Source organism: Pseudomonas sp. HMSC063H08 (assembly GCF_001813645.1).
In the GTDB taxonomy this organism is placed as follows: domain Bacteria; phylum Pseudomonadota; class Gammaproteobacteria; order Pseudomonadales; family Pseudomonadaceae; genus Pseudomonas; species Pseudomonas aeruginosa.
Window position 1 is genome coordinate 1 of the sequence record NZ_KV813339.1, and the last position, 20,166, is coordinate 20,166.

Below are 20,166 nucleotides of genomic sequence, written 5' to 3' on the forward strand. Positions count from 1 at the left end.
GGCTTCTTCTCGATCAGGTGGACGATGGCGTGATGGATCGGCATGTCAGGTTCGACCTTTCAGGTAATCGGCGGCGCCGCGCAGGTTTCCGCGATGCTGCGGGACACGCCGCTGGCGCGCCCGCGGATCGGCCAGTTTACCCGAGGTTGCCGGCTTCTGCCTGCGTCGCCTGGCGTTCCTGCAGACCGTGCAGGCGCTTGATCACGAAGTTCAGGTGCAGGTGCAGCTCGTACAGCTCGTGGTAGTAGGAGAGCGGCACCTCCACGGTGTTCAGCTCGCTCTCCAGTTTCTCCAGCCGCTCGATCTCGCTTCTCAGTTGCTCGGCGTCGGTGCCGCTGTCGAGCTTGCGGTCGATGTCGCGGATGTAGCGGTACCAGCGGTAGATGCGCGCGCGGATGCGCCAGCGATACAGCGGGCCGATGGACTTCATCAGCGGGATGAGGATGGCGATGAACGGGATCAGCAGGATGATGTAGCGGTCCGCCAGGGAGGCGATGCGGAACGGCAGGTAGCGCTGCAGCAGCGGCAGGCCGCTCTTGTAGTAGCGCTCGGCGTCCTCGTGCAGGCGCAGGGTGCGCGGCTCGGCGCTGGGGAAGGCGCCGGGCTTGTCGAGCAGGCTGCCGTCCTTCATCACCTCGCGCGCGGCTTCCAGTACCAGCGGGATCAACGCCGGGTGGAAGCGCTCGTTGATCACCAGGGTGGCCACCGGCGACAGGGTGCTGATGTTTCGTTCCGGCACGTTGCGCGGCAGGTTGAGCAGGCCTTCGCCGACCTCGACCCGCTTGAGGAACGGCAGGCGCGCCTCGTAGGCGGCGCTGCGGCGGAAGTTGACCAGGCGAAGCTGGTCGTTGTCGGCCAATTTCTGGATCGCCGGGTTCTCCGCCGGCCCGACGATGAACGCCGCGTCCAGCTTGCCGGCCAGCAGGTCGTCGACCACCGCGTTGCCGCCGCGGGCTTCCCAGGTGATCGGATAGTGTCCCGGGGCGATGTCGTTGGCCTGCAGGATCGCCTCGGTGGCGGCGCGGGTGCCGCTGCCGTCGCTGCCGATGGCCAGGCGCAGGTGCAGCAGGTCGCTGAGCTGGTCGATGTGCACGTTGCTGCGGTGGAACAGCCAGAGCGGCTCCTGGTAGACCGCGCCGAGGGTCTGCAACTGGCGCGCCTGCCCGGCTTCGAGCTGGCGCTCCTGGCCGCTCTGGACCAGGGCGATGTCGACCTCGCCGGTGCCGAGCAGGCGCTCCAGGTTGTCGCGCGAGCCGGCGCTGGGCACCAGCTTCAGTTCGAAGCCCTGCTCCTTGAGCTTTTCCCGGAGCTTGCCGGCGAACACGGCGTAGCCGCCGCCCTCGGCGCCGGTGGCCATGGTCGCGCTCATCGGCGGCGGCGGGGCGACGAAATAGAACACCGCGGCGACCAGGGCGGCGATCACCGGGATCAGCCAGAGGTTGGCGCGGATCAGGATGGCGAGGTCCTTGAGCAGGTGCTTGATGCGATTCATGAGCGGTCCTTGTGCTGCTCTCCAGAAGGGTATGGCGGATGCGGGCGGGCGTACTCCTCAGCGTAGCCGAGGGTCACCGGCGGTCCGCGCGGAACTGCCGGCAGAGCACCCGATGGCGATGGCGGAAGATGCGGGTGAGGAACCAGCGTACCAGCCCGGCGGCGAATAGCGGGCGCACGGTCAACTGGTCGACCAGCAGGCATTCCCCGGCCTCGCCCGGTGCCGGCAGGATGCGTCGCTCGTGGCGCCAGAGGCGCATGCCGGTCATCGGCGACTGTTCGATGAAGCCGCGGCCGGGCGTCAGCTCCAGCAGGGTCAGTTGCGAAGTGCCCAGCGGCAGCAAGCCGAACAGGCGCATGTGGCTGCGGAACAGCGGGCGCCGGGGCACCACCTCCAGGTCTTCGAGGCTGTGGATACCGGGCGGTACGCTCATGCTCAGCAACGGGCGTATCTCGCGGAGTATCCCGTCCACCGAGGTGATCCACCGCCAGAGCTGTTCGGGGCTGGCCTGCAGGCGCGATTCGAAATGCAGGCTGATATTCATCGCAGGCTCCTGCTAGGGTTGTGGGAGGACGCGCTGTCCATGGCGCCCGTGCCGTGCAAGCCTAAGCCAGACGAACCGAGACGTCGAACCGAAGGAGGACGCCATGCTGATCCGCGCCGCAACCTCGACCCTGCTGGTGGTCGATATCCAGGAACGCCTGCTGCCGGCCATCGACGACGGCCCGGCGCTGGTCGAGTACAGCCAGTGGTTGTTGCGCGTGGCCCGCGCACTGGACGTGCCGGTGCTGGCCAGCGAGCAGTACAGCAAGGGCCTGGGGCCGACGGTGGCGGCCCTGCGCGATGAGCTGGAGCCCACGCAGATCCTCGAGAAGCTGGACTTCTCGGCCGCCGCCGACGGCGCCCTGCTGCGCGCGCCCGGCGGCGACCGCCGGCAGTTCGTGGTTTGCGGCAGCGAGGCGCATGTCTGCGTGCTGCAGACCGTGCTCGACCTGCTTGGCCGTGGTCGCGAAGTGTTCGTCGTGGAGGAGGCGATCGGCTCGCGGCGGCCGAGCGACAAGGCGCTGGCCGTGGAGCGGATGCGCCAGGCCGGGGCGATGATCGTGTCGCGGGAGATGGTCGCCTTCGAATGGATGGAACGCGCCGGCAGCGACCGCTTCCGCGAGATCAGCCGCAACTTCATTCGCTGAGCGGCGGTTGCTCGGCCTGGTAGCGCCGGGCCTCCTCGCGCAGCCAGTCGGCGAAGGCCTGGTGGCGGTCGCTCGGCGGCTCGCGCTGCGGCCAGACCAGCCAGTAGGGATAGGGGTAGGGCACGCGGATGTCGCCCAGTTGCACCAGGCGGCCCTCGGCGAGGGCGCCGGCGACCAGGCTGCGACGCTCCAGGGCGATGCCCTGGCCCAGGCGCACGGCTTCCAGCAGCAGGTTCGAGTCGTTGATCAGCAGTCCGTGCTGCGGTTCCGCCACGCCGGCACGCTGGCACCAGAGCGCCCAGGATTCGGTGGAGCGCAGGGTAGGGCAGGCGACGATCTCGCTCGGCGTGCGCGGCAGGCGGCCGCCGTTGAAGTCGGGCGCGGCGACCATCAGCAACTCGTCGTCGAACAGGCGTTCCCGACCGACCCCTTCCCAGTCGCCCTTGCCGATGCGTACGCCGAGGTCGGCCAGGCCCTGGCGCAGGTTCTGCACGTCGAGACTGGCCACCAGCCGCACGCGACAGTGCGGATGGCGCTCGCGAAAGCGCGGCAGGCGCGGCAGCAGCCAGTTCAGGCCGAAGGACGGCATCACCGTGACCACCAGCTCGCCCTCCCGCGGACGCGCCCGCACCACCCGCGTGGCGTCGGCGATCTCGCCCAGAGAGGCGCGTACCTGCAGGGCGTAGAACCGGCCGTTCTCGCTCAGGCGCAGGCCGCGCCCCTCGCGGACGAACAGGGCCAGGCCGAGGAGGTTTTCCAGCAGCTTGATCTGCTGGCTGATCGCCGAGTGGGTGACGTGCAGCTCGCTGGCGGCCTGGCTGATGCTGCCGAGCCGGGCGACCGCTTCGAAGCTGCGCAGCGCGGTGAGGGGAGGGAGGTCGCTCATGTAAGTTTTTCTAAAGGGTTCGCTGAATTTATCTCGATATTTTTCGCGTTGTGCAACGACTAGAGTGATTTTCCCAGGCGTCGCCCTCTTAGCGGCGCTTAATCATCGACAAAGGATGCCGCGATGCAACTGATCGGTATGCTGGATTCGCCTTTTGTGCGCCGGGTCGCCATCGCCCTGCGCCTGCTGGACCTGCCCTACGAGCACCGGCCGCTGTCGGTGTTCCGCAATTTCGAGGCGTTCAGCCTGTTCAACCCGATGGTCAAGGCGCCCACGCTGGTGCTGGACGATGGCACCGTGCTGATGGACTCCAGCCTGATCCTCGATTACCTGGAGTGCCTGGCCGGCCGCGAACGCAGTCTGCTGCCGCAACGGCCGCAGGCCCGTGCACGGGCGCTGAGTCTGATCGGCGCGGCGCTGGTGGCCTGCGAGAAATCCGTGCAGATCTACTACGAACTGAACCTGCGTCCCGAGGAACGCCGCCATGGCCCCTGGCTGGAGCGGGTGGAGGGGCAGTTGCTGGCGGCCTACGACTGGCTGGAGGCAGCGCTGCGCCAGGAGCCGCTGGCACGCGACGGCGGCATCGAGCTGGTCGGGGTGACTGTTGCAGTGGCCTGGCGCTTCAGCCAACTGGTGGTCGCGGAGCGGGTCGCCGCCAGCGAATACCCGGAACTGGCAAGCTATTCGGATTATGCGGAAGGGTTGCCGGTGTTCCTCGAGACGCCGCCGGTCTGAGCCCGCGAGGGGCCAGGCTGGCGCCCCTCGAACGGCTCGATTCCGCCTGCGCCCGGCCTCGGTTCGTCGGCTGGCCGCCCCGACCTGGGTGCTGCGGGTCGGTACCGGGCACATGCCGGGGCGGGCCGCGATCGGGGCCCGTTCCGCGCCGTGGCGTCAGCGGGCGAACGCCTGTGCGGGATCGACCGACGGCTCGACCGCGATCGCGATTTTTCCCCGGATGCCATTGTCGCGACTCTCCAGGCGGGCGTGGGCGAGGGGGATGTCGGCAAGCGAATAGACGGCGCCGACATGCGGGCGCAACCGGCCGCGCTCGACCAGGGCGCTCAACTCGTCGAGCTTGCCGCGGTTCTGCCGGGTGAAGACGAAGTGATAGCTCGCGTTCCGGCCCCAGGCCTGGAGGAGGTTCTGCGGCTGGGCGAGGTCGACGATGCTGACCACGCGGCCGAGCTGCGCGAGTACCTCGGGGCTGCGCGACAGGGTGTCGCCGCCGATGCTGTCGAACACCACGTCGACGCCGTGGCCTCCGGTTTCCCGCAGGATGGCCTCGACGTAGTCCTGCTTCTGGTAGTCGATGAGCACATCGGCGCCCATCTGGCGGGTGAACTCGAAGTTGACCTCGCGCACTGTGGTGAAGACCCGGGCTCCCATGGCCTTCGCCAACTGGATCGCGACATGCCCGACGCCGCCGGCGCCGCCATGCACCAGGATGCTTTCGCCGACCCTCAGCGCCGCGCGTGTGACCAGCGCTTCCCAGGCCGTGCCGCCGACCAGGCTGAGGCTCGCCGCCTCCAGGTGGCTCAGCGCGGCGGGCTTCCTGCCGATGATGCTTTCCGCTGCCAGGTGGTACTCGGCATAGCTGCCCTGGCCTTCGAAGATCTGCGGGGTGTACCAGACCTCGTCTCCCGGTGCGACGGCGGTCACTCCCGGCCCTACCGCTTCGACGACGCCGGACACGTCATGCCCGGTGATGGCCGGAAGCGCTACCAGGTCGGGGTAGTCGCCGCGACGGACCTGGTAGTCCAGCGGATTGATCGAGGTCGCATGGACCCGCACCAATACCTGTCCCGCCTGCGGCACCGGTTTGGGCACCTCGCGCAGCTCGAAGGATTCCGGACCGCCAAACGCCTTGAGTATCAACGCTTTCATTGCATATCCTCGTTTCGTTAAAAAGGGATATCGGGAATTTTCGATATATTGTGGCGTAGAAAGAACTACAGTTCCGCGCCGATCAGCTCGACGAGGGCACGGATATTCGCTTCGTTGCGCTTGTAGTAGGTCCATTGACCGATCCGCCTGACTTCGACCAGGCCCGCCCGTTGCAGAATCGCCAGGTAATCGGACACGGTCGACTGCGACAGGCCGACGCCCTCCTGGATACTGCTGACGCAGACGCCCACGGTGTCGACGTCGCCCTCGTCCTGCGGAGGAAAGTTCTTCGCCGGGTCCTTCAGGCCTTTCAGGATTTCCAGGCGTGTCCGGTTCGACAGGGCTTTGAATGTTTCGAGCAGGTCCATGGCGGCGAGGATATCGGGAATTTCCGATTTGTCAATCCGGGACGACGGAGACCTGCCGTCGCTGTTGACCTCAAGTTGGGTTCAGGTCCTAGAGTGCCATCCGGCGTTCCCGCCGTTCCTCCCGATCAGCGCAGGCCCTGCGCTCGTTGGCGCCGGAAGGGCGCCGAGCGACGACCGCCCGTACTCTGCAAAGGACCCGGAATGGACACCCAGACTTCATTGATGATCTTCCAGCTCACCTGCTGCCTCGGCTTCGCCCTGTGGCTGAGCCTCGCCCTGATCAACAACCTGCAGGCCTTCGCCAGCTCGGTGGGGGCGATCGGCGTGACCATGTCGATGGCTCCCCTGGCCCAGCCGCCCGCGATCGACATGCCCTTGCTGGCGCGGGCGGTGCGCTCGCCGCTCATGCACCGCCTGGCCTTGTCGATCATCGTCGCGCTGCAGGTCGCTGCCGTCGTCACGGCCTGGACCGGCTGTTACGAACTGCTGTTCGGCGCCGGCCTGGAGACGGCCCGGCCCTGGCTCAACCTGGCCCTGAGCGCGGCCCTCGGCTTCCTCTTCGGCATGCTGCTGGGCGGGCTCTGGTTCGGCTACTGGATCCGCCAGGATGGATTGCAACTGACCCACCTGCTGCTGGTGGTCTGGGTGCTGGCGAACTTCTTCGTGCTCAACGTCCGCTGGAGCTGACGGGGACTGCCGGTACGAGGGAGCAGGGCGCGAGGACGGCGACGGTGGAGCGAGCCGGACGCCCGTCGATGGCGCGAAGTCGCATCTCGCTCCTGCCACCCGCTCCCTCGGCTCCCCTCTGTTCGCACGCGCTGCATGGGCTGACGCAGCTGGAACTGCCCCCAGGCAGTGGCAGCCGGCTGCCTCGAGGGCAGGTGCTCCGGCTGGCTCGGCATGGTCACTGGAGTTCAGCCCCGAGGTTCTTCGAGGAAAGCAGAACCTGCGGCATCGGCTCCTTTCGCCCGACTGGGCTCAGCGCAGCTCTTCGGCGGCGGCGACCAGTTGTTCGAGTTGATGGTGGATCTGGGCCCTGTCCAGCAACTGCAAGGGCTGGCGGTTCCAGAGCAGCCGTTCGCCGCTTTCGGGGTCGCGGCCCAGGATCGGCTTGCAAGGGTCCTGGCTGAACAGGTTCTGCTCGCTGGCCGTAGCGTCTCCTTGTCCTTCCAGGCGGGTGAACATCAACAGGTGATCGGTCGGATGTTCTGCCAGATGGCAGAGATGCGGGCCCACCTGCAGGCTGAGTACGCTCTCCTCGTCATTGGGCGTCGGGAGATCGAGAGCGAGAAAAAGCTGGTGGATGGTGGCGCGGTAGAGTGGATTCATGGCGTGTTCCGAGTCACTGGAGGCAGCCATTAGAGCAGTGCCAGCACGGAGAGACTGTTAATCGTGGTTCTCTTTTTTTAGGTTTTGCCGCTGCCGATTCCAGTGGAAAAACGGTGGCCGATCCTGATAGGCGATGGAGTGTCCGTTTTTGGGCTCGGCAGCGGAGCCGGGTGGCGAGGCGTGCTGGCTATTCGCCCAGTGGTTCCAGGAGGGCTGCTGTCCAGCGCTCCTTGCGCCAGGCCCGGCGCTGCTTCTTGTCGAGGTAGGTCCAGGCGACGAAGCGGCTCTGCTTCTGTCCCTGGGCCATGTCCACCACGCGGATATCGCTGGCGCCCAACGTCTTCAGGCGCTCCTGGAGGTTCGGCAGGTTGCTCGCCTTGGATACCAGGGTGGTGAACCAGAACACCTGCGTGGCGAACGCCCGGCTTTCCTCGGCCATGCCGGCCAGGAAGGCCGCTTCGCCGCCCTCGCAGTACAGCTCGGCGCCCTGGCCGCCAAAGTTCAGTAGCGGCAGGGTACGGGTCGGGTCGAGCTTGCCGAGGTTCTTCCACTTGCGCCGGCTGCCGCGCGTGGCTTCGTCCAGCGAGGCGTGGAAGGGCGGGTTGCAGAGGGTCATGTCGAAGCGCTCATCGACGCCGATCAGGCCCTGGAATATCTGCCTGCGATCAGGCTGCCGGCGCAACTCGATGGCAGCGGCGAAGCGTGGGTTGGCGGCGAGGATCGCAGCGGCCGAGGCCAGCGATTGCGGGTCGATGTCGGCGCCGACGAAGCGCCAGCCGTATTCGTGGTGGCCGAGCAGCGGGTAGATGCAGTTGGCTCCGGTTCCGACGTCCAGCGCACGCAGGCCGGGACCGCGTGGAATCAGGCCATCGTGGCTGGCGCCGAGCAGGTCGGCCAGGTAGTGCAGGTAGTCGGCGCGACCGGGAATGGGCGGGCACAGGTAACCATCGGGTATATCCCACTCGCGTACGTCGTAGAACTGTTGCAGCAGCGCGCGGTTGAAGGCTTTCACCGCCGCCGGATCAGCGAAGTCGATGCTCTGCCTGCCGTACGGATTGAGGATGACGAAGCGCTCCAGTTCCGGGCTGCCGGCGATCAGGCGCGGAAAGTCGTAGCGTCCCAGGTGGCGATTGCGCGGGTGCAGCGGGCTGGCGCTCTTGCGCTCGGCGTCGGGATGCGGGCTGGTCGGGCGGGGCATGTTCTCGGTTTCCGTGACGGCGAGGCGGGCATTATTCACATCCGCCGGAGGCTGGCCAGTGTTTCTGCCGAGCGGCGCGCTCCTGGCCCGGTCACAATGGAAACAGCCACGGAATCACCAGCACGCAGACGAACATCACCAGCAGGGTAAATGGCACGCCGATCCGGACGAAGTCGCCGAAGCGGTATTGGCCAGGGCCCAGCACCAGGGTGTTCACCGGCGAGGAAATCGGCGTCATGAAGGCTGCCGAGGCCGCCACCGCCACCACCATGGCGAAGGGGTAGGGCGAGGCGCCGATCTGGTTGGCGGTGGCGATGGCGATCGGCGCCATCAGCACCGCGGTAGCGGTGTTGGAGATGAACAGGCCGATGGCCGCGGTGAGCAGGAACAGGCTGGCCAGCAGCACGCGCGGGCCGGCGTCGCCGAGGGCGTCGACCAGCAGCGAGACCACCAGGTCGATACCGCCGGTCTTCTGCAGGGCCAGGGCGAAGGGCAGCATGCCGACGATCAGGACCAGGCTTTGCCAATGGATGGCGCGGTAGGCGCCGTCCATGTCGATGCAACGGAACAGGCCCATCAACAGGCAGCCGACCAGTGCCGCGACCACGTTGGGCACCACCCCGCTGACCATCAGCGCCACCATCACGGCCAGGCTGAGCAGGGCGTGCGGCGCCTTGCTCAGGGCCGGCGCCACCTCGTCGATCTCCGCCGGCAGGCTGAGCACCAGGAAATCGCGGTTGCGTCCCTGCAACTGGCGGATCGCCTTCCAGGCGCCGATCACCAGCAGGGTATCGCCCAGGCGCAGCTTCTCTTCCAGCATGCCGTCGGTGAGCGCTTCGTGGTCGCGACGCAGGCCGACCACGTTGAGCCCGTACTGCGAACGGAAGCCCAGCTCCAGGACGCTCTTGCCGAGCAGGGTGGAGTCCGGCGGCAGAGTCACCTCGGCCATGCCGACCTCCCGCGACTGGTCGATGAAGTAGCTGGCGCGGAACGGCAGGCGCACCAGGTTCAGCTCGGCGCAGCGCCGGTCCATGTCCTCCGGAGGGGCGAAGACGTCCAGCAGCAACACGTCGCCCGCCTTCAGCTCGGTGCTGCCGCCGACCTTGACCACCTCGCTGTGGAACTTGCGCACCCGCTCCAGGCCGACCACGTTGGCGCCCAGGCGGGTGCGCAGTTGCAGTTCTTCCAGGGTGCTGCCGATCAACGGCGAGCCGAGCTGGACCTGCAGGCGCCGCTCGCGGCCGGCCAGGCGATAGTCGCGGATCAGGTCGCGCAGGGTCCGCCGTGCCTTCGGCGCGCCGACTTCCGCCGGGCTGGCGGCGTTCAGCCAGTTGCGCGTGAGCAGCATGTAGGCCACGCCGATGGCGAGCACCATCAGGCCTATCGGGGTGAAGGCGAAGAAGCCGAAGCCGGCATGACCCTCGCGCGCCAGCTCGCTATTGACCACCATGTTCGGCGGTGTGGCGACCAGGGTCATCATGCCGCTGATCAGTCCGGCGAAGGCCAGCGGCATCATCAGCCGGCCCGGAGGGATCTTCAGCTTGGCGGCGATGCTCAGGACCACCGGGATGAAGATCGCCACCACCCCGGTGGAACTCATCACCGAGCCCAGCCCGGCCACCGCCAGCATCAGCAGTACCAGCAGGCGCGCTTCGCTGCTGCCGGCGCGGGCGATCAGCCAGTCGCCGACCTGGTAGGCCACCCCGGTACGCACCAGGCCTTCGCCGATCACGAACAGCGCGGCGATCAGTATCACGCTGGGATCGCTGAAGCCGGCCAGGGCTTCGTTGAGGGTAAGGGTTCCGCTGACGCTGAAGGCCATGATCACCAGCAGGGCGATCACGTCCAGGCGCAGGCGGTTGTGGATGAAGAGGGCGACGGTGGTGGCGAGCAGGCCGACCACCCAGAGCAGTTCGAGGTTCATGCGGGCATCTGAGCGGGAGGATGCCTGCGAGTGTGGCAGACGGACGCGGATCGCGCCTTGATCTGCTGCAGGTCGACGGCGCCTCCCCGCTTCGCAGCGGAGAGGCGCCGTGGCTCTGTCAGCCGAGGAGGAGGGCGTCGTCGGCGAGCTTCTCGCCGCGCACCTTCTCGAACATTGCCAGCAGGTCCGGTACGTCGAGGCCCTTGCGTTGCTCGCCGGAGACGTCCAGCACCACCTGGCCCTGGTGCAGCATCACCGTGCGCTCGCCCACGTCCAGCGCCTGGCGCATGCTGTGGGTGACCATCATGGTGGTGAGTTTCTTCTCGGCGACGATCCGTGCGGTGAGATGCAGGACGAAGTCGGCGGTGCGCGGGTCGAGCGCCGCGGTGTGTTCGTCGAGCAACAGGATGCGCGACGGCTGCAGCGCCGCCATCAGCAGGCTGACGGCCTGGCGCTGGCCGCCGGAGAGCAGGCCGATGCGGTCGCCGAGGCGGTTCTCCAGGCCGAGGCCGAGGGTCGCCAGGCTTTCCCGGAAACCGTCGCGCATCGATGCCTGCACCGCCCTGCCGAGACCGCGACCGGCACCGCGACGCTGCGCCAGGGCCATGTTCTCCTCGATGGTGAGGTCCTCGCAGGTACCCGCCATGGGGTCCTGGAACACTCGCGCGACGCGGTTGGCGCGGGCCCAGACCGGCTTGCGGGTGACGTCTTCGTCGTCGATCAGGATCTGCCCGCTGTCGATCGGCAGGTCGCCGGATACCGCGTTGAGGAAGGTCGACTTGCCGGCGCCGTTGGAGCCGATCACGGTGACGAACTGGCCGGCCGGGATGTCCAGCGACAGGCCGCGCAGGGCGCGGGTCTCGATGGGGGTGCCGGGGTTGAAGGTGATCTTCAGGTTCTTCGCGCTGAGCATGGTCAGGCTCCCTTCTTGCCGAGCAGGCGTTTCTTCATCATCGGAATCACCAGGGCGACGGTGACCAGCACCGCGGTGACCAGGTTCAGGTCCTGGGCCTGCAAGCCGATGAAATCGCTGTTCAGCGCTAGGGCGATGAAGAAGCGGTAGACGATGGCGCCGAGGATCACCGCGAGGGTCGCCAGGATCAGCCGGCGCGAGGGCAGGATGCTCTCGCCGACGATCACCGCGGCCAGGCCGATGACGATGGTGCCGATACCCATGGAGATATCGGCGCCGCCCTGGGTCTGCGCGAACAGCGCGCCGGCCAACGCCACCAGCGCGTTGGAGATGGCCATGCCGAGCAGGATCATGCCGCCGGTGTTGACCCCCTGGGCACGGGCCATCCGCGGGTTGGAGCCGGTGGCGCGGATCGCCAGGCCTTTCTGGGTGGTGAAGAACCAGTCCAGCAGCAGCTTCGCGGCGATCACGATGAACACCAGCAGCAGCGGGCGGAACACGTAGTCGCTGAGCCATTCCGGCTGCAGCAGGGTGAACAATGTCGGCTCGGCGATCAGCGGTACGTTGGGCTTGCCCATGATGCGCAGGTTGATCGAGTAGAGCGCGATCATCATCAGGATGCTGGCGAGCAGGTCCATGATCTTCAGCTTGACGTTGAGCAGGCCGGTGGCCAGCCCGGCCAGTGCGCCGGCTGCGGTGGCCGCCAGGGTCGCGCTGTACGGGTCCCAGCCGAGGGCGATGAGGGTCGCGCAGACCGCGCCGCCGAGCGGGAAGCTGCCGTCCACCGTGAGGTCGGGGAAGCGCAGCAGGCGGAAGGAGATGAATACGCCGAGTGCCACGAGGCTGAAGATCAGGCCGATCTCCAGGGCACCGAACAGGGAAAACAGAGACATGACTTCGTAACCGAGTGCGTGAAGGCAGGATTATCGTGCCGTCCGGCCACGGGCGGGACGCCCGCGGCCGGCGGCCGCTTTTTTTACTTGATGACTTCCGCGGCCGACTTGAGCAGTTCGTCGGACAGGGTCACGCCTTGCTTCTGCGCGGCCCCGGGATTGACGAACAGCTGCAGGTTGTCGCTGGTCTCCGGCTTGATCTCGCCCGGCTTCTCGCCCTTGAGGATGCGCACCACCATGCGGCCGGTCTGCTTGCCCATCTCCTTGTAGTTGATGCCGAGGGCGGCGATGGCGCCGCGCTTGACGCTGTCGGTGTCGGAGGCGATCAGCGGGATCTTCGCGTCGTTGCCGACCTTGACCAGCGCCTCGTAGGCGGACACCACGTTGTTGTCGGTGTTGGTGTAGATCGCGTCGACCTTGCCGACCAGGCTGCGCGCCGCCGAGCTGACGTCCACCGAACGCGGGGCCGAGGCTTCGACCAGGCTCAGGCCCATCTTCGGCAGCAGCTCCTTCAGCTCCTTGACCACCACCACGGAGTTGGCTTCGCCCGGGTTGTAGACCATGCCGATGCGCTTGGCGCCCGGCACCACTTTCTTGATCAGCTCGATCTGCTTGTCCAGCGCGAGCATGTCGGAAACCCCGGTGACGTTGGTGCCGGAGGCTTCCCAGCTCGGCGTCAGGTGCGCGCCGACCGGGTCGGTGACGGTGCTGAAGACGATCGGGATGCTCTTGGTCGCGGCCACCAGCGCCTGGGCCGACGGAGTGGCGATGCCGACGATCACGTCGGGCTTGTCGCCGATGAACTTGCGGGCGATCTGCGCGGCGGTGCCGGTGTTGCCCTGGGCGCTCTGGTACTGCCACTTGAGGTTCTTGCCGTCTTCGTAGCCGGCCTCCTGGAGGGCCTCCTTGACCCCGTCGCGAGCGGCGTCCAGCGCCGGGTGCTCGACGATGGCGGTCACGGCCACCGACTTCTGCTCGTCGGCGTTGGCGCCGAAGGACAGGGCCATGCCAAGGGCCAGGGCACTGAGGGGCAACCATTTATTCTTATAGGCCTGCATCATGCGGCGATCTCCTGATTGTATTGGCGCGCTGTAGCGAATTGTTCTGATTGGGCGGTGCGGGTACAGCGTGGCCGAAACATCGCATTTTTCGCGCAAGTCGTCAGCAGGTTTGATGTTTTTTCTTGCGGTGGGATTACCGCTGGGGGGCGGGCAAGGGGGAGTGCCTGCCCTTTGCGAAAATTCGATGAGGCCCCGCGTGGCCTCCGATCAGAAGGTCATCGGTTTCGAGCCCAACCAAAGATATGTGGCCAATTGATGGCCTTGTGGTAAACGTCTCCCGAGTTGCAAGGACGCGTACCGCACCGCCTGCCTGGGAGCGGTGCTTTGCGCCCGGTCTGCGTGCCTGCCATGGGGGTGGGCTCTGGGGGATGCATGGTGGGACGTTGGAGTGCGTGGATCGTCGCCGTGGCGATCTGTCTCATGGTCGGGGACGCGACCGCCGCTGGCTGGCGTTCGGCAAACTTCCGTGTCTATAGCGGCGACTACAACGGCGACGGTCAGCCGGACCTCTACCTGAAGGCGGTCACTTCGGTGGTCGTGGTGGGGGGCGAAGTGGCTACGCCGATTCCGCTCCTGCCACCGTTGAAGAATGTCGTCCTGCTGCGCAATGGTGCCAGCTACAGCGCCCTCTACGATCCACCGGCGGCGGATCTGAACGCCGTGGCCTGGACGGCGGCGCCCTACCAGAGCTTCATCGGCGACCTGAATCGCGATGGCATCCTCGACCTGGTCCTGCAGCCGAACGATTCCAGCGACTCGCTGCTGATCGTCAGCGGCAACCCTTCCGCGCAGGGCGTACTGCAGGTAGCCAGCGGTACCGGGCTGGGCACCGAGATCGGCTACGACGCCGGCGCTCGTTTCGCCCTTGGCGATTGGCTGGGCAACGGCGGTACCAGCATTCGAGTCAGCCATCCGACCCAGGGGCAGAGCACGTTGTTCATCGATGCCGGTGGACAACTGGTGGCTCGCTACCTGAGCGTACCCACTCCGCTTCCCGGCGTGGTACTGGGCAAGGCAGCGGAAGCCTTCACCGCGTTGAACCTGCTGGCTCCCCAGGCAGGTGTGAGAGGCGACGGTGGGTTGGACTACCGTTATCCCCTCGAGCTGCCGCCAGGCATTGCTGGGCTGCAACCCGAGCTGGCACTGGTCCAGGGCGGTGGGGGCGGCGTGCTGGGCGAAGGTTGGAGCCTGGCTGGGCTGTCGTCGATCGAGCGTTGTCCGGCGAGCATCGCCCAGGATGGGCAGAACCGCCAGGTCGGCCTGTTGGAGTCGGATCGCCTATGCCTGGATGGCATGCGCCTGCAGTTGCTGTCCGGCGAGTACTTCAAGCCGGGCAGCGTCTATCGTACCGAGATCGACAGCTTCTCCCGAGTCCAGGCCACCGGCAGCGCCGCCTCGCTCGGTTTCGAAGTACGCACTCGGGACGGTCGGATTCTGACCTATGGCGGCGCGGCTGCGATTAAGGCGCAAGGAGCGGCGGTTCCCTATCAATGGGGCATCAGTTCGGCGACGGACCGCTTCGGTAATGCCATCGAATACCGCTACCTGGCCGCCAACAGTCTGGTCCCCAGCGAAATACTCTATGCCGGTAACCGGGTTTCCTTCGAGTACGCAGGCGCCTTGCGCAGCGTGCCGCGCTATTTCGCCGGTGGCTATACCAGTTCCACCCATGTACTGACCGCGATCGCCGTGCGGGGACCTGCCGCGCAGCAGTTGTTTCGCACCGAACTTGCCTACGAGCGCACCCAGGGCGACGCCAGCAAGGTGCGTTTGAAGCAGGTGCAACGGTGCGCCTGGGGGAGCGCCGGCAAGGAGTGTCTGAGTCCGGTTGCCTTCGACTACCTGGCGGGCGTCTATGGTTATACCGGGACGGCTGAGTCCGCTGGCTTGGACAAGTTCGACTATGTGCTGATCAGCCAGGCCAGCTTCGTCACCGCCGATCTGAATGGCGACGGCCGCCACGCCCTGGTCAACGCCACCATGGGCAAGCTGAAGGCGGTGACCTACGACGGCGGCAGCCTGGTCGAGCGGCTATTGTACGACGCCGATAATACGCCGTTGTTTTCCCTGACGCGGATGGATTTCAACGGCGACGGCAAGGACGAGATCCTCTTCCTGCGCATGAGGAAGGACCCGAATTCCGCGAACGCCGACATGCAGTGGATGCTGTATACGGCCAATGGCGTGGTTGCCCTGGGCGATACCTGGACCGCCCCGCCGGCCGGCCCCAACGGCATCGTCTATTCCCTGGCCGGCGGTTCCACCGGCTTCGCCACCTACGCGCCGCTGGTGGCTGATCTGGACCAGAACGGCTCGCTTGACCTGTTCCTGCCCATCAATGGCAGTTGGGTGGCTTACCTCAATCGTTCCGGAGCCATCCCCTCCTTCGCTCGTAGTGCCCTGCTCAGCGGCTTCAAGACCATCGACTATGGCTGGTTCTCCTACTGGGGCAGTGATCCCGGCGGCGGCGTGCGTCTGGCCAGCGGCAAGGCCGGCAAGCTGTCTGCAGGTATCTGGCGCAGTGGCAGCGGCATGGCGCCGGCGGCGATGGTCGACCTTGGCATCGAGCTGGCGCGGGCGCTGACTGCCGATGTCAATGGCGATGGGCAGATGGACTACCTGGTACCCAACGCCTCCGGCAAGGTCGATCTGTTGCTGAATACCGGCGGCCCCCTGTCGGCGGGTTTGTTCCAGCGCCTGGGGACTTCGTTGTCGGCTGCCCAGTTGCTGCCAGAGTACAGGTTTCGCGCCTCGCTCCAGGACTACGCGGCCAAGGCCGTCGACTACGATGGAGACGGCCGCGAGGAAATCCTCTATCCCCGCGCTTCCGGCACTTTCGGTCTGCTCCGCTTTACCGGCAACGGCTTCGAGGAACTGGACTCCGGGGTTCCGCTGAGCCGCCGTTTGGCAACCTCGACGACGCAACTGGACAAGAGTTGCCAGGATGCCCTGGCGGTCTGGAAGCGGATCATGGACACCGCGCCGGATGCCGCCGGGCGCGAGTCGGCGAGTTGGCTGTACTACCAGACCGCCGCCAACTGCGGCTTCAGCCCGGAAGGCCTGCTGGTAGACCCCTACGAGATGTTCGTCGCGGACGTCAACGGCGACGGTTTCCAGGATGTGCTGGTCGGCGGCAGCCTGGTCGTCGAGCCGCTCAGGCGCAGCATCCGTTGGCGGGCGTTCCTGCACAACCGACGCTCGCCGGAACTGCTCAGTCGGATCGACGCCGGCAGCGGCAACAGCCTCGGCATCGAATACGCCCGGCTCAACGATCCCGCCGTGCATACGCCGCAGGTCAGCGCCTTCCCCCAGGTTTCGCTGAATATTCCCAGACCGGTGGTCAGCCGCCTGCGGGTCGCCGACGGTATCGGCGGCACGCGCGACTACCAGTATCTCTATCAGGGGGCGCGGCTGGACCTGCTCGGCCGCGGCTTCCTCGGTTTCCGCCAGATGGAGGTTCGCGACCTGGCACGCGGGCGCACCCAGGTGAGGATGTTGCGCCAGGACTTCCCCTTCGTTGGGCGCCTGGACAAAGAGGAAACCAGCCTCGCCGGAAAACTCCTGGCGCGTCAGCAGAACCAGTGGAGGTCCGCCGCGACCATCGCCGGCAAGTCTTTCTTCGTCTACCCGGCCCAGTTCAACGAGGAACGCTTCGACCAGGGCGCGCCGGTCAGCGCCACGCGGCGCAAGGTGGTGATGGACGAGAGTTACGGCAATCCCACCCAGGTGACCGAGGAAATTGCCGCCAGCCTGACCGGCGGAACCTTGCACAGCCGGGTGGTGGAGCGCCAGTACAGCAACGACGGCGCCTCCTGGCTGGTTGGTTTCGTCACCCGCGAAACCGAAAGTACCAGTGGCGACAGCGACAGCAAGTCGCGGGTGCAATTGCGCAGCGCGCAGCCGGGGACTCTAGCGCCGGCCAGCGAAACATCTTTCAGTGGCTCGCCCGGTGCGGAGATCACCCGTCAATACAGCTACGATGGCAACGGCCGGATCGTCCGGATTACCACCAGCGGCGCCGGACTGGCGGCGCGCAGCGAACAGTTCGGCGCCTATCAGGGGCCCTGGCCGGGCACTCGGTCCAATGCCCTCGGCCATGTCGAGCGCTTCGCCTACGAGGCGGCCCGCGGCCAACCGACCAGCAAGGTCGACGCCAACGGCCTGGCCGAGAGTTATCTCTACGACGCTTTCGGCCGGGAAACCCTGCGCCGCTTCGCCGACGGTAGCCTGCTCGCCACCGACTATCTGGTTTGCGGCAGCCGGGCGATCTGTGCCAGCGGCGCCAAGGTAGCCGTGCGCACGCGTACCGTCAGGGGCAGCCAGCAGGGCGCGGCGGAACGCTGGCAGTACCTGGATGGCTTCGGTCGGGTCCTGCGCGACCGTCGCCAGGCCTTCGACGGTCGTTGGATCAATGTCGACAACAGTTACGACGCGCTGGGCCGGCAGCGTTCGACTACCGAGCCTTACATCGAGGCGGCGACCGTCCTGCAGACCACCTGGGACGCCCAGGACCGGCCGTTGGCCCGGCAGTTGCCCAGTGGGGCGCAACTGAGCTACAGCTACGGCGCGCGCGCTGCTGGTGGCAGTTGGAAGCAATATAGCCTCGGCTACGACGGAAGGAGCCTGACCGAGCGCCGCGAATACGATGCGCGTGGCAAGCTGGTGCTCAGTACCAATGCCCTGGGCAGTGCCGGCGAGGTGTCCGTTCGCTACCGCTACGACGCCGACGGCAACCTGGCCTGGACCCAGGTCGCTGGCGACAGCCGCAGCGAGATCCGCATGAGCTACGACGCGGCGGGCCGTCGCACCGGCCTTTTCGACCCGAACAGCGGCCAGGAAAGCGTGCAGTACGATGCCCTGGGCCAGGCCCTGGTGCGTACCGCCAGCGACGGCAGTCGCACCGAGCGCAAGTACGACCTGCTCGGCCGGGTGCTCGAGCAGACCGACCGCCTGGGCGGCCAGGCCAGCATTTCGCGCTGGCAGTACGACACGGGAACGAAAAGCCTGGGCAAGCTGGTCGGCGTGGCCGGGCCGGGCTATCGCCAGGCGCTGCTCTACGACGATCTCGCGCGGTTGAAGGCGAGAGGCTGGGATATCGAAGTCGATGGTGTCACCCGCAGCTACCAGGAGTCGTATGGCTACGACGGCTTCAGCCGCCTGGCGAGCACCACCCTGGCCAACGGCCAGGTGCTTCGCCATCTCTATAATGGATACGGCTTCGCCGCTGGGGAGCAGGACGGCGCCGGGACGACGCTGCGGCAGATCCAGGCTCGCGACGCCCGCGACCAGATCGTTCGCGAAAGCTACGGCAACGGTGTGCTAAGCCAGCGCGACTACCAGCCCGCCACCGGCTGGTTGACGCGCATCCAGGCGAGCAAGGGCGGCAGTGTCCTGCAGAGCCTGAGCTACCGCTACGATGGCCTCGGCAACCTGCTGGAGCGCAGCGACGCCCGCGGCTACAGCGAAGTGCTGAGCTACGATGACCTCAATCGACTGTTGCGCAGCGCGCGGACCCTGGATGGCACACAGGTGGTCCAGGACTTTACCTACGACGCCCTGGGCAACCTGACCGGCAAGAGCGGTGTCGGCGCCTATCGCTACGGAAGCTATTCGAGCGCCGAGCAGCAGCTCTGTGCTGGTCGCGGCGGGGTGGCCCAGCCCGGACCGCACGCCGTGCGCGGCACCAGCGCCGGGACGTATTGCTATGACGCTCGCGGCAACCAGCTCAGCGGGCCGGGGCGACAAGTCAAGTACGCATCGTTCGATAAACCCGTGGAAATTTCCGCAGGTTCCAGCCTCAGCCGCTTCTCCTACGATCCCGAGCGCAAGCGCTACCTGCAGACGGTGGAGGGCCGAACCTCCGTCTACCTGGACGAGGGGCGTTTCGAGGAGGTCAACGACGGCGGGCGCAGTTGGCAGGACGCCTACGTCGGCGACTACCTGATCCTGCGCAAGGAAGGGGGCGCCGTCAAAAAGCTCTACCTGCTGCGCGATGCGCTCGGCTCGGTGGAAATCCTGCTCGACGCCAACGGTGCCGTCAGCGAACGCCAGTCTTTCGCCGCGTTCGGCGAACACCGTGGCGCTGACTGGAAGGACAACGGCAACCAACCCACCGCCACCTCCACCCGGCGTGGCTTCACCGGCCACGAGCACCTGGAGGAGTCCGGGCTCGTCCATATGAACGGGCGGGTCTATGACCCGGTGATCGGGCGGTTCCTCAGCGCCGATATCGTCTATCAGGATACGGCCAATGCGCAGGCCTACAACCGGTATTCTTATGGTTGGAACAATCCATTCGCCAGTGTAGACCCGACGGGGTATGCGTTGGAGGACATTTCAACGGGAGGATATTGGTACTCGCCAATTATAGATGATAGTTGGTTGTTGCTGGGTAATGCTTGGAAGCTAAATCTTCCTGAAAGTGGCTTTGATTTTGGCTTGGGAACTTTCAAGGGATTCATGTCAGCTGCCCAAGCGACATCATGGTTGAACCCTTTGGTTGGTGGTTTTCAGCACTATGCAAATAATACCCTGTCTCGGAAAATTTCTGGGGTTGGGTATGATGACCTTCTTGCATATAAAAGTCTGGATCAGCGAGCCGGTGCGGGGCTGTTTGATATAGGAAGTTTGATATTTTCCTCAGGTTTTTCTGCAGTCAAGAGCTTTAATCTTGCAGGTAGGGTGACGAAGGTTGTAGAGGTTGAGAGTGTATATTTATATAGAGCGGTTGGGCCTGAGGAGTTTTATAGCATAATGGACTCTGGAAAGTTCTTTCTTAGATATGAGGGGAACGAGATGAAGCAGTTTGGTATGAACCTAAATGAGGTTTTAACTTATGCGAATACTAACTTTGACTATTCGGCAGTGGTTAAGGCTGTTGTGGATAAGTCTGCTCTTAAAGGGTTTGAGGTAACTCATGGGCAGATTGATTCATTTATTTTCAAGAGCGGGGTAGTAACCGTTAAAGAGGGGGGTATGGAGTTGCTCAATAGAAGTGTAAGATCAATTCATCATGAGTTTTAGGTGCT

The 20,166-nt window shown here is 65.8% G+C and carries 15 protein-coding genes; 4 read left to right on the plus strand and 11 right to left on the minus strand.

Annotated elements, in window-relative coordinates; translation table 11 throughout:
• Positions 1 to 136 precede the first annotated feature (136 nt).
• Together HMPREF2924_RS02510 and HMPREF2924_RS02515 are read right to left on the minus strand one after the other, a co-directional pair.
• Positions 137 to 1,492, minus strand: coding sequence for a TAXI family TRAP transporter solute-binding subunit (locus HMPREF2924_RS02510; protein WP_003111143.1), 1,356 nt, complete (start codon positions 1,490 to 1,492; stop codon positions 137 to 139).
• Positions 1,493 to 1,565: 73 nt separating this feature from the next.
• A complete protein-coding gene (locus HMPREF2924_RS02515; RefSeq protein ID WP_003129584.1) occupies positions 1,566 to 2,036 on the minus strand; it encodes an SRPBCC family protein in 471 nt (156 codons plus the stop codon).
• Positions 2,037 to 2,139: 103 nt separating this feature from the next.
• On the opposite strand from HMPREF2924_RS02515, the gene HMPREF2924_RS02520 reads away from it, so the two are divergent.
• Positions 2,140 to 2,682 (plus strand): hydrolase, encoded by a 543-nt coding sequence (locus HMPREF2924_RS02520; RefSeq protein ID WP_003100571.1) that lies wholly within the window; start codon positions 2,140 to 2,142, stop codon positions 2,680 to 2,682.
• On the opposite strand, the gene HMPREF2924_RS02525 is transcribed toward HMPREF2924_RS02520, so the two are convergent.
• Complete coding sequence (locus HMPREF2924_RS02525) at positions 2,672 to 3,568, minus strand: LysR substrate-binding domain-containing protein (RefSeq protein ID WP_003100573.1); 897 nt, start codon at positions 3,566 to 3,568, stop codon at positions 2,672 to 2,674. The two genes, HMPREF2924_RS02520 and HMPREF2924_RS02525, sit on opposite strands and share 11 nt — an antisense overlap.
• Positions 3,569 to 3,691: 123 nt before the next feature.
• On the opposite strand from HMPREF2924_RS02525, the gene HMPREF2924_RS02530 reads away from it, so the two are divergent.
• Positions 3,692 to 4,303, plus strand: a complete 612-nt coding sequence (locus tag HMPREF2924_RS02530; protein ID WP_003118301.1) for a glutathione S-transferase — start codon at positions 3,692 to 3,694, stop codon at positions 4,301 to 4,303.
• Positions 4,304 to 4,459: 156 nt separating this feature from the next.
• On the opposite strand, the gene HMPREF2924_RS02535 is transcribed toward HMPREF2924_RS02530, so the two are convergent.
• On the minus strand, positions 4,460 to 5,452 hold the full coding sequence (locus tag HMPREF2924_RS02535; RefSeq protein WP_015502417.1) for a zinc-dependent alcohol dehydrogenase family protein: 993 nt from the start codon (positions 5,450 to 5,452) through the stop codon (positions 4,460 to 4,462).
• Positions 5,453 to 5,517: 65 nt separating this feature from the next.
• A complete protein-coding gene (locus tag HMPREF2924_RS02540) occupies positions 5,518 to 5,820 on the minus strand; it encodes an ArsR/SmtB family transcription factor (protein ID WP_003092893.1) in 303 nt (100 codons plus the stop codon).
• Positions 5,821 to 6,021: 201 nt separating this feature from the next.
• Between HMPREF2924_RS02540 and HMPREF2924_RS02545 the strand changes: the two genes are divergently transcribed.
• Positions 6,022 to 6,507 (plus strand): DUF2165 family protein, encoded by a 486-nt coding sequence (locus HMPREF2924_RS02545; RefSeq protein WP_023094528.1) that lies wholly within the window; start codon positions 6,022 to 6,024, stop codon positions 6,505 to 6,507.
• Positions 6,508 to 6,798: 291 nt separating this feature from the next.
• Here HMPREF2924_RS02545 and HMPREF2924_RS02555 read toward each other — a convergent pair whose 3' ends face one another.
• From HMPREF2924_RS02555 to HMPREF2924_RS02580, 6 genes are all read right to left on the minus strand, one after another.
• The gene (locus tag HMPREF2924_RS02555) at positions 6,799 to 7,149 is read right to left on the minus strand and encodes a CesT family type III secretion system chaperone (protein ID WP_003092889.1); all 351 of its coding nucleotides are present in this window, start codon (positions 7,147 to 7,149) and stop codon (positions 6,799 to 6,801) included.
• 187 nt (positions 7,150 to 7,336) lie between these two features.
• Positions 7,337 to 8,347, minus strand: a complete 1,011-nt coding sequence (rlmF, locus tag HMPREF2924_RS02560; RefSeq protein ID WP_003092887.1) for a 23S rRNA (adenine(1618)-N(6))-methyltransferase RlmF — start codon at positions 8,345 to 8,347, stop codon at positions 7,337 to 7,339.
• A 91-nt stretch (positions 8,348 to 8,438) separates the two neighbouring features.
• On the minus strand, positions 8,439 to 10,271 hold the full coding sequence (locus HMPREF2924_RS02565; RefSeq protein WP_003092885.1) for an SLC13 family permease: 1,833 nt from the start codon (positions 10,269 to 10,271) through the stop codon (positions 8,439 to 8,441).
• A 118-nt stretch (positions 10,272 to 10,389) separates the two neighbouring features.
• Entirely contained in the window at positions 10,390 to 11,184 is a 795-nt protein-coding gene (locus HMPREF2924_RS02570) for an ABC transporter ATP-binding protein (RefSeq protein WP_003092883.1), read from the minus strand.
• A gap of 2 nt (positions 11,185 to 11,186) precedes the next feature.
• Positions 11,187 to 12,077: an ABC transporter permease gene (locus HMPREF2924_RS02575; protein ID WP_003092881.1), complete on the minus strand. Its 891-nt coding sequence runs from the start codon at positions 12,075 to 12,077 to the stop codon at positions 11,187 to 11,189.
• Between the two features lie 83 nt (positions 12,078 to 12,160).
• The gene (locus HMPREF2924_RS02580; protein WP_003100588.1) at positions 12,161 to 13,138 is read right to left on the minus strand and encodes an ABC transporter substrate-binding protein; all 978 of its coding nucleotides are present in this window, start codon (positions 13,136 to 13,138) and stop codon (positions 12,161 to 12,163) included.
• Between the two features lie 1,035 nt (positions 13,139 to 14,173).
• Here HMPREF2924_RS02580 and HMPREF2924_RS02585 point away from each other — a divergent pair.
• Positions 14,174 to 20,161 carry an RHS repeat-associated core domain-containing protein gene (locus HMPREF2924_RS02585; RefSeq protein WP_256567939.1) on the plus strand — a complete coding sequence of 1,996 codons (5,988 nt, stop codon included), beginning with the start codon at positions 14,174 to 14,176 and terminating at the stop codon, positions 20,159 to 20,161.
• Positions 20,162 to 20,166 lie beyond the last annotated feature (5 nt).

Excerpts from the sequence above, each read along its gene's own strand:
- HMPREF2924_RS02510 (WP_003111143.1), bottom strand. The coding sequence starts at position 1,492 with ATGAATCGCATCAAGCACCTGCTCAAGGACCTCGCCATCCTGATCCGC.
- HMPREF2924_RS02515 (WP_003129584.1), bottom strand. The coding sequence starts at position 2,036 with ATGAATATCAGCCTGCATTTCGAATCGCGCCTGCAGGCCAGCCCCGAA.
- HMPREF2924_RS02520 (WP_003100571.1), top strand. The coding sequence starts at position 2,140 with ATGCTGATCCGCGCCGCAACCTCGACCCTGCTGGTGGTCGATATCCAG.
- HMPREF2924_RS02525 (WP_003100573.1), bottom strand. The coding sequence starts at position 3,568 with ATGAGCGACCTCCCTCCCCTCACCGCGCTGCGCAGCTTCGAAGCGGTC.
- HMPREF2924_RS02530 (WP_003118301.1), top strand. The coding sequence starts at position 3,692 with ATGCAACTGATCGGTATGCTGGATTCGCCTTTTGTGCGCCGGGTCGCC.
- HMPREF2924_RS02535 (WP_015502417.1), bottom strand. The coding sequence starts at position 5,452 with ATGAAAGCGTTGATACTCAAGGCGTTTGGCGGTCCGGAATCCTTCGAG.
- HMPREF2924_RS02540 (WP_003092893.1), bottom strand. The coding sequence starts at position 5,820 with ATGGACCTGCTCGAAACATTCAAAGCCCTGTCGAACCGGACACGCCTG.
- HMPREF2924_RS02545 (WP_023094528.1), top strand. The coding sequence starts at position 6,022 with ATGGACACCCAGACTTCATTGATGATCTTCCAGCTCACCTGCTGCCTC.
- HMPREF2924_RS02555 (WP_003092889.1), bottom strand. The coding sequence starts at position 7,149 with ATGAATCCACTCTACCGCGCCACCATCCACCAGCTTTTTCTCGCTCTC.
- rlmF (WP_003092887.1), bottom strand. The coding sequence starts at position 8,347 with ATGCCCCGCCCGACCAGCCCGCATCCCGACGCCGAGCGCAAGAGCGCC.
- HMPREF2924_RS02565 (WP_003092885.1), bottom strand. The coding sequence starts at position 10,271 with ATGAACCTCGAACTGCTCTGGGTGGTCGGCCTGCTCGCCACCACCGTC.
- HMPREF2924_RS02570 (WP_003092883.1), bottom strand. The coding sequence starts at position 11,184 with ATGCTCAGCGCGAAGAACCTGAAGATCACCTTCAACCCCGGCACCCCC.
- HMPREF2924_RS02575 (WP_003092881.1), bottom strand. The coding sequence starts at position 12,077 with ATGTCTCTGTTTTCCCTGTTCGGTGCCCTGGAGATCGGCCTGATCTTC.
- HMPREF2924_RS02580 (WP_003100588.1), bottom strand. The coding sequence starts at position 13,138 with ATGATGCAGGCCTATAAGAATAAATGGTTGCCCCTCAGTGCCCTGGCC.